General features: G+C 33.5%; 9 protein-coding genes and 1 pseudogene. All 10 read right to left on the bottom strand.

Translation table 11 applies throughout. The features are described 5' to 3' along the window. Positions 1-618: 618 nt before the first annotated feature. Positions 619-1,137 carry a 3'-5' exoribonuclease domain-containing protein gene (locus tag GVN22_RS26215; protein WP_166553972.1) on the bottom strand — a complete coding sequence of 173 codons (519 nt, stop codon included), beginning with the start codon at positions 1,135-1,137 and terminating at the stop codon, positions 619-621. 212 nt (positions 1,138-1,349) lie between these two features. Further along, positions 1,350-1,640 (bottom strand): annotated as a pseudogene (locus tag GVN22_RS26210) (VOC family protein); the annotation flags it as partial. A 57-nt stretch (positions 1,641-1,697) separates the two neighbouring features. After that, positions 1,698-2,186 (bottom strand): hypothetical protein, encoded by a 489-nt coding sequence (locus GVN22_RS26205; RefSeq protein ID WP_166553971.1) that lies wholly within the window; start codon positions 2,184-2,186, stop codon positions 1,698-1,700. 82 nt (positions 2,187-2,268) lie between these two features. Beyond that, positions 2,269-3,243 carry a leucine-rich repeat domain-containing protein gene (locus GVN22_RS26200; RefSeq protein WP_166553970.1) on the bottom strand — a complete coding sequence of 325 codons (975 nt, stop codon included), beginning with the start codon at positions 3,241-3,243 and terminating at the stop codon, positions 2,269-2,271. 543 nt (positions 3,244-3,786) lie between these two features. After that, positions 3,787-4,248, bottom strand: coding sequence for a lysozyme inhibitor LprI family protein (locus GVN22_RS26195; RefSeq protein WP_166553969.1), 462 nt, complete (start codon positions 4,246-4,248; stop codon positions 3,787-3,789). Between the two features lie 73 nt (positions 4,249-4,321). Further along, positions 4,322-5,011 (bottom strand): thioredoxin domain-containing protein, encoded by a 690-nt coding sequence (locus tag GVN22_RS26190; RefSeq protein WP_166553968.1) that lies wholly within the window; start codon positions 5,009-5,011, stop codon positions 4,322-4,324. A gap of 197 nt (positions 5,012-5,208) precedes the next feature. After that, the gene (locus GVN22_RS26185; RefSeq protein WP_166553967.1) at positions 5,209-5,856 is read right to left on the bottom strand and encodes a hypothetical protein; all 648 of its coding nucleotides are present in this window, start codon (positions 5,854-5,856) and stop codon (positions 5,209-5,211) included. Between the two features lie 137 nt (positions 5,857-5,993). Further along, entirely contained in the window at positions 5,994-6,563 is a 570-nt protein-coding gene (locus tag GVN22_RS26180) for a hypothetical protein (RefSeq protein WP_166553966.1), read from the bottom strand. A gap of 80 nt (positions 6,564-6,643) precedes the next feature. Then, positions 6,644-7,012, bottom strand: a complete 369-nt coding sequence (locus GVN22_RS26175; protein ID WP_166553965.1) for a hypothetical protein — start codon at positions 7,010-7,012, stop codon at positions 6,644-6,646. A gap of 168 nt (positions 7,013-7,180) precedes the next feature. Next, positions 7,181-7,798: a hypothetical protein gene (locus GVN22_RS26170; RefSeq protein ID WP_166553964.1), complete on the bottom strand. Its 618-nt coding sequence runs from the start codon at positions 7,796-7,798 to the stop codon at positions 7,181-7,183. Positions 7,799-8,399 lie beyond the last annotated feature (601 nt).

Genomic DNA, 8,399 nt, shown 5'->3' with positions numbered 1-8,399 from the left:
CTTTTTAAGATGGATAAAAATGCAAATGTCTCATTATCAAAAAAATATGCCTACTTAAAAAAGCTGGGTATAGTAGCATCTTCTCTTACATTTAGTAGATTGTCTTTGTCGTTTACAATTGCAAACTGTCCGTAGCAAATGAATGTCAAAAGGAGAAGTAGATATGTTAGTATTTGTTTCATTGTTGGAATTGTATTGGGCAAACTTGACCTATAAAAACCCTCAACTTGGTCTGCAAATTCAAAAACTATTTTTTATAAGCGTCTTTGTCAATAATCGCTTCTTGTACGCTCTTTCTCAAAATAGAATTATATTCCTTTGACCCACTTATTATAAACCATTTTGTGGTAGTATTTATCTATGTGTCAAGCATAAATTACCATAAGTTAGTGAGCAAAATTAAAAGAATTTTACTAAGCTATTTGTGATATGCTGGAAATAAAAAAGTGTTTAAAATAATACCATGAATACATTTTTGCCTACTGCCTATGGCTCATAGCCTAATGCGTATTAATGCATTTTTATTTTGCATTAATGCTTAATTTTTTACTTCAAAAGTTCTTAAAGTTTCGGGGGGATATTGGATAATATTTTTCTTGTTTCTTTGTGGGTTCATAGTCAAAACTTTATTTTAAGCCCAAACTCTTTTTTCATTGTTAGCAATGCTTCAGCATTTCCTTTCGCATCATCCACAGGGTTATGCGTATGTTTGGTTTTACGTAAGTGTTTGAATGTCTTGAAGGTGTCTTTTTCAATTCCTTTATAGAGACTTCCCAAGTTTTGAGAACTAAATCCGAAAGGGTTTGTCCCAATGAAATGATGAAAGTACCAGCAAATAAACATCCAATCAAAACCATTATTGTCGCTTATAAAAATGGGTCTGTCTTTACAAGTTTCCTTAATCCAATTCGCGAAGTTTTCCATTACAATCTTAGGTTCTTCAAAACCTAGGGTTTCTTCTCTTGAATGTCCTGAAACAGTGAGAGCCTCCAAAATATATTTGTCCGAAATAGGTTTTAGCTTTCCGTAAAATGTCTTGTCAAGATGTTCGTCTACCAAAACTGCTCCAAATGAAATCATAGAATAGTCTCCTGGAATTGGTCCATCACTTTCTATGTCTACCATTATATATGCCATTTTTTGTCATCAGTATGTTTAGGGTTTGTGTATATTGTCGCCAACGGGTAGGAGGGCTTATAGCAGTAAGGGGATCCAAATCTCATTTTTTGGGAAAATTATAAGTGTAAAATTCTATTATTGAGTTACTTATAAATGCTAGAAAGATTTCCTTCTGCCGAAACAAAAGTATAGAAAAGTTCTTAGAGTTGAGTTTTTATCTTGTCAAAAACCTACATACTTTGTCCAAAGGTAAGTAAATTGTTATCTGGGTCAAGCATAGAAAACTCTTTTTGTCCCCAAGGTTTAGTTTGTAAATGTCCTGATGGATGAATGTTATGGTTATTGTCCAACATAGATTGGTAAAGCACTTCAATGTCGTTGGTACGAATATAAACCTGCCCATAGTTTTCTTTTGGGTCAAGTTCTTTAAACTCAAAAAAGTGTATTTCAATATGCTCTTTTTTTAATAACATATAGCCATCAAAGTCGGCACTACCAATGTCGGTAAAGCCTAATTGAGTTAAATAGAAGTTCCCATCTTTTTTCGTCGGCTGACGAAAAGCTGGTTAGCGATAGTTCTATTTATTTAATCTGTTATTCCAAGCTCGGGCAATAGTATCAACCTGATTTGGTGTCATTGTATTTGTTCTAATTAATGTTCTTACACCGTATATCATCACCATTGAGGCATTTCCTGTTTCAATAAAATACTTTAATACGTTTCCGCTTGGTAGTTGAATCTGTCCGAATATATAATTATTTTCGTCTTCACCCCCTTTAAAGTTTCCACATAGTTTGTTGGTTGCCCCTAGAATATTTTCCGAGCATAATTGTCCGTCCTGTTTAGTCACTAAGCGTCTTGATGTCAGTATACTAAAGTTGTTATTGTCAATAAACGTTGAACAAATATATAGCTCGTTGTCAGCCAACTCAATTTCAAGTCCAGAATAAGGGAAATCAGCATTGTTTTCGTAAAACTTCGTCCATTTAAAGTCATACGGCTTAATTGTATTTCTCTTGATTGAAGCAATACAAATGTTATGTATAGATTTATCGGTTTTCTCCATTATAAATTACTGTGAAGGGTTGCAGAGCAACGCAATAATTAGGTAATTTTATTCTGTCAGCACTTCCATTGTAAAATCCGTGTTAGTGACAGTAGTTTTGAATAATTCTCTCTGCTTCAATTTTATATTGCCCATATTTTTGTCTAAATTCTTCAATTTTTTCGTCTGCTTTTGGGCTATTACATTTTACACGTCCTGCCTGTTTACCTATGAACTCAAACCACTCTGTATTTGGGTCGTTTATTTCTCTTGTTCCATCATAAACTATCCTAACTTCTGGGTGTTTTTCTTTGATTATTTCTTCTGAAAGTTGAGAACGAAAATCATCATTTGTCATCTTTAAACTACCATATGCGATTCTTCGATAAATTTCATTGTTAGCACCTTGAACATTTGGTAGAGCACGTTCCAAAAATGCAAACTCTTGGGTTGGAAGTGTGTTGCTTACTACGCTAATTTTTTTCAATTTCTTTAAGGTCAGAACGGATGTGAGCGCAGGGAATGGTGACTTGTTAATAATCCAACCAAGAGAGAATGCTTCAAGATTTGGAAGTCCTTTTAAAAACTCAAAATTGTCAATAGGTTGGCTCCAATCAAGCGTCCCGTTGATATATAAATACCGTAAACTGTTCGCTCCTTTTAGTCCATCAAAATTTGAGACTTTGCGAAGATTTTCAAAATGTACCGATTTTAGTTTTGTCAGCTTTGAAAGTGGCGACAAGTCGGTAAATCCTGAAACATATTCAAGAACCAATTCTTCTAAATTATGTAAGTCACCAATAAAGTCAATATTGGTAGCTTTGAAAAAAGTTACTCTTAAACGCTTTATGTTTGTTAGGCTGCGAATTGCTTGAACCTGTTCTTTGCTTGGGTCGTGAAGCGTTAGTTCTTCCAGTTTTGGACAGTCAAATATTTGTCCCCAATGAGTTTTGTTTTGGGTTTTAGTAATCGTTAATATTTTTACTTCTTCCTTGTTCGCAATTTCAAAGTCAGTAATAAATGCAAATCTTTCTCTATTGGGAATGATCGTCCAATAGTCGCCGAAGTGATGTTTCATTGTTTATGTGTAGTGTCACTCACTATGATGGGCTTGTGGCAAGTGGGAATTTTGAAAACCTGCTTTTGATCCTTCGCTGTTAGCTGATTGATGTATGTGTTCAATTTGCTCAACTCAAAAATATAGAAATAAACATTGATTTCCATTTTAGGTAGTGCCTTTAATTTTACTTTGGCAAATTGCCAGAAAATACTTGTTTTAAAAGTATATAAGTGCATAAAAAACTCCAGTATAAAAATCAGTCTGGATAGCTTGGTAAGTTCTGATAATTGATGTTGAAAAGTCGGGAAATAGCTTGAATTAAAGTGCTTTAAGTCTTAAAAAGACCGACCTCCTTTAAATGGTTTTAAGAGAGGTTTGAATGTATGTTTTAGAAAAATAAGCATTTTTAACAGCTACCATATTGGTGGTCGAAGCTTTTGTCTATGTGATGATATATACTCACGCAAAGGGTAACCCAAGTTCACCAATAAATTGTCAACGAGCGAGGAAACATATTTCAGTAGCATTCAAATTGCCTGAAATTAGACCCTATTTAATATGCTATTCAGCTGATAAATAATAGCTTAGTCTATTCGCTCGCTCTCTTAATAATGTGTATGTCATATGAACTTCTGTGACATTAATCTGTGAGCCATACTGATATTTTGAGTAATTTGACCAACTTCTAAATACTTCATTAGTCAAAGTTGTTTCTGCTTGATAAAACTTAATCCACGCTCTTTGGCTTACTTTTAGCTTTTCTTGGTCATCTTTTTTTAACATATTTAAGACTTCTTTATAGACAATATTAAGGACGTTATCCATTTTAGGAATATTATCTAAATAGCATTGTTTCATACCAAGTGTTGTAGAGCCTTCATTAGTGCTCAAACATTTTTTTAATGTTTTATCCACACTAATAATTCTAATATCATTACTTTCAATTCCGTCAAACTTTTCTGTAGACTGGGCGAAAATATTGATTGTCAAAAGTATAAAAATCGGTAGTAGAATTAGTTTCATCTTAAATTTGAAATATTCTTTTGTGATTGTCACCAACGTTAAAGGCTTGGTCATCCGACGACTCAATAGAATACTATTTCAACAGCTTTTCAACGCTAGTTTTAAGTAATTCGTAGTTTAGGTTGAATGTTTTCGTTTCTATATCTAAGATTGAAGATTCAACCCCTTCTTTAGAGTTTTGTGTTTTTACGTTTGCTTCCAGAGCTCCAGTGAAATAGTCAATAATTATTTTATTTTTAATAAGATAGTGGGTGGGGTAGCCTAATGAGTGAGTAAATCCTGCAATATTAAGACCCATCATACCGTCAGAACTTGATTGATTTGGAGAAGGAACAATCATGACTTTGCTAGAATATTTTTTCGCAAGGCCATCAATCTTCTCTTTTGTATCCCAATACAAAACCACAAATTGTATTTTATCACTGTATTCTTCAGCTATTTTGTTTAATGGCTTCACAAGGATACGACAAGGGCCACACCATGAAGCACTTGTAACCAGAAAAATTGGTTTGCTTACGTTTTCTGTTGTTAAAAATTTCCCGTCTATTGTTTTGAATGTATAGGTGTCAATTTTGCTGTTAATAATGTAGTTCCGTATAGAGTCATTATAAGCTCTAGCGTGTATTGAATCGTTTTTATAGCTAGCTTTACTGGCGAGTTGCTGAAAATCTGCTATTTTTTTAGGTGTGTTTCGAAATAGCTTGTCTTGTGAAAACGCATCTCCAACTAGAATAAATGATAAAAGTGCCAAAATGTATTTCATGTTTATTACTTACATTTTTAATTGAAAAGGTGCTATTCCTATAAAGTTGTTAATGCCAGCCCGTTAAAAACTATCTTGATTCAGTTATATATTCGGATAGTTCTCCAAGAGATTTTCAAATATTTTATTCTAAAGATATATGTTTTGAGTAATTACTTCTCACTCCATTTACCACAAATCCATATTGGATGCTATTTTTATTCGTCCGATGAGTTGTAGTCCCAATTGACTTTTAGTCGTTTGTTAATTTTTTCAAAGTCTATGATTGTCTTGGTTGCCACAAAAAGGTCGGTTTGATTATCACTATTGATCAAAGCTATTACTTCGCCCATTGTGTTTTGAAAAAACTCCACTGCCCAAAGCTCAATCTTTAATGCTACCCTTTCCCAATTGTCTCGAACAATATTTTCTATATCTTTTGAAATGTCCACCGCATTTGCATTAAATTGAAAAGCAAAAATAGATTGTAAATATGCCATTGCAGTCAAAAAATCTAAAAGCTTGCCCTCTGATGTCCAATTATCGTTGTTGTAGGTAATATAAACCTGTGGATTCTCAAAATTTAGTTCTTCTCGTTTAATACCCCAAATTGCATTTCCTTGGTTTTCACTATAAAATATCAAATGATCGCCTTTGTCGAAGTATATTTTATTGGGTAAAAGTAAAAAGTACTGCGTTTGATTCAGTTGACTGTTGTTGCCTAACTGCAAATAATATTCTTTCAAAATACTTGGTAAAGTTATGGAAAGTCGAATTTCACAGTCTAATATCTCATGCTCAGAAAGTCCAAAAGAGTTGTCGGAAATATCGTAAAGCTCTCTAATTTTTTCAAAGGTAATTTTCATTTGAGTATCGTTTTAAAGTATTCACCAACGTTTTGCAGATACCCGCAGGTGGCGATTTGGAGTCACTTTACCGTCAATCTAGCAGATATTACATTGTCCAACCCTTCTTTTGTAAATACTTTTGTTGTACGTTCTATTTAGTTCAAAGGGTGAAAATTATTGCCTTTCCAAATAAATAGTTCTGGTTTATCAGAGAGGTTACTATAATATTTTAAACTGTCGTCTTGAAATGAATTTGAGTTTGCGATTAATAAGTAACTGTCTCTTTTATATAAATAACCATAATGCCCATCATAAGGTCTAATGTCTGTATAGATTTTTCCAGTAATTCGATCAACTATAAATATGTGTTCGTACATTGCTCCACAGCTTCTTTGAATTATTGTAAAATGACCACCAAAATTTATAGCGTTTTTATTGCAACCATCAGTTATGAATTTTACATATTCTTTATCACTCGCAAATTCATTATTAGTGAAGTCGGGCGATGCTGTCTTACCTGTAAAAAGTTTTGCTTTGAATGTTTCAAAACTATACTTAGAGTCGAATTTTATCAGTTGTTCTTCTGCTGTAGGTGTGTTGCCATCAACCGTTGAAATTGATTTTATAGCTGTGGCAGCAGAAACAACTTTTGGCTTGTTAGGGTGCTTGTCCTTACAAGAAAAAATTAATGTCAATAGAAAAATTATGAATAGAAAATGTTTCATAGTTTTGGCGCTTGATGAAGAAACGCATGTAGAAGTACTAAACTGTCAACTTACAAATGTGCTGCTAGGTGCAGTTGTTTTCAAGTCAAGTTTTGTGGTGGTCCAGCTTGTCCAATTATTTGTCCTCCAAATTTTAACAAATCAAATAGTCGAGTTACATCCCAACTTAGTTCGTCTTGGTTGCAATAATACCCTTCTATTTGTCCGTGTGTCCTATAGTCAGAAATATTGAAACCATCTTCTATGTCATTGTACCAAATGATTTTTGAGCCGCAAATTGCAACGACCCAAAAACTGCTCCCTTCATTACCATAATCATTCTCTACCCACTTTGTCGGGTCTATTTTGATTAGCTGCCAAAAGTTCCAAAGTTCTCCATTTAGGTCTGTTTCCGTCTTTTGGATTTGGTCATAGAGGTCACTTAATAATATAGGTTTCCATTGTGTCATTGTCGTCTGTTATTAGTGCACATAAAGGTTTTTGGCTTGGCGATGTTGTAGATTTTTAGCACTAAAGTTCAATCAAAGAATAGCTCTTGAAACTGTTATACGAAGGACTTCAGCCTCCATTTTGCCAAACGGCTGTGCCTACTGCTTTTTGTCTTCGCTAAGTTTAGATTATTTCTTTTTATTTCTAATTACCTGTTTGCTTTTTAGTCTTTTGTATAAATTGTCAAACTGTTCAGCTAGTTTTAGGTATTCGTTAGCCCAACCATTTGATAAAGATATTTCTTGGTAAGTTGAAGCCTGTGCAAATTCCATATTCAGTTTGTCCAAAGTTTCAAAATCGCAAAACCTAATTTTTTCAATGTCTGTATTTAAGTCAACTAAAAATTCTTTACCATTATCATAACCTGCCCAAACCGTATCAGTGCCGTCTATTATCAAATTTTTGATAGTTTCTAAAATGCTTTTTACTTTTTGAAAGTCATTATAAAATGGAATTTTGTCGGTAAACAAGTTGTATGTTTCATCATCTGAATTTTCATATAACTCTGTCAAAGTATTTTTCGTATAGTCATACGAAGTTAGTTGTTTCGAAATGAGTTCTATGTCTTGAAGTTTGTTTGCAATTAAAGACCAAGTACTATCAAAGTTGTCTCCAAAGGCAGCTTTTTCGGCTGGTCTGTTATTTCTACAAATTCCGTCAATGTCACCACCATACGAATTGTAAATTTTCAGTTTCTCTATGTTTAAGCGGTCTGTCATAAAATAGGTAGCTAAGGCTTTTGTCATTTTTATTCGGGCGGATTTCGGAGTACAAAGTGTCAATTTATTACTAACGTTCATTAAAAGTGTAAAGCTTCAAGCTTGCGCCTAACCCCGCTATTACGCCAAACCCGTGTGCCTATTGTACAACTCAAATATATCGAAAGAAACATAGACTTCCATCTTGTGTAGAGCCTTTAATTTTACCTTAGAAAATCATCTAAAATGTGTACTTAAAAGGTATGTAAGTGCGTAAAAAACTCCAGTATAAAAATCTGTCTGGATAGCTTAGTAAGTCCTTTAAGTTTGAGATTATTTTCTTTAAAGAACAGACCTCCTTTAAATGGCTTTAAAAGAGGTCTGGAAGTATGTTTTAGAAAATGAGTTGTGCGAGGCCTAACTATGTTGGGTGTAGCATTTTGCTCAGACAATGAAATTGTACACGAGTGAAAAATCGACTGAGGTGTTACCTTTAATTAATTTTGGATAATATTTCAAATGATTTAGTATAACCATTGGCTCTGATAATCAGATTTTTATCGACTAATAAGTCGTAGGGCAACGCATTGAAATTAAGGGTTTTGATGATTTCACTATCAAAGCCCTCTTTGATATTTAGTTGAGTCCA

It is taken from the genome of Cellulophaga sp. BC115SP (genome assembly GCF_009905545.1).
GTDB lineage: Bacteria > Bacteroidota > Bacteroidia > Cytophagales > Spirosomataceae > Flectobacillus > Flectobacillus rivi.
The sequence above is the reverse complement of the archived record's forward strand: the minus strand, read 5'-3'. Positions and strand labels throughout refer to the sequence as shown.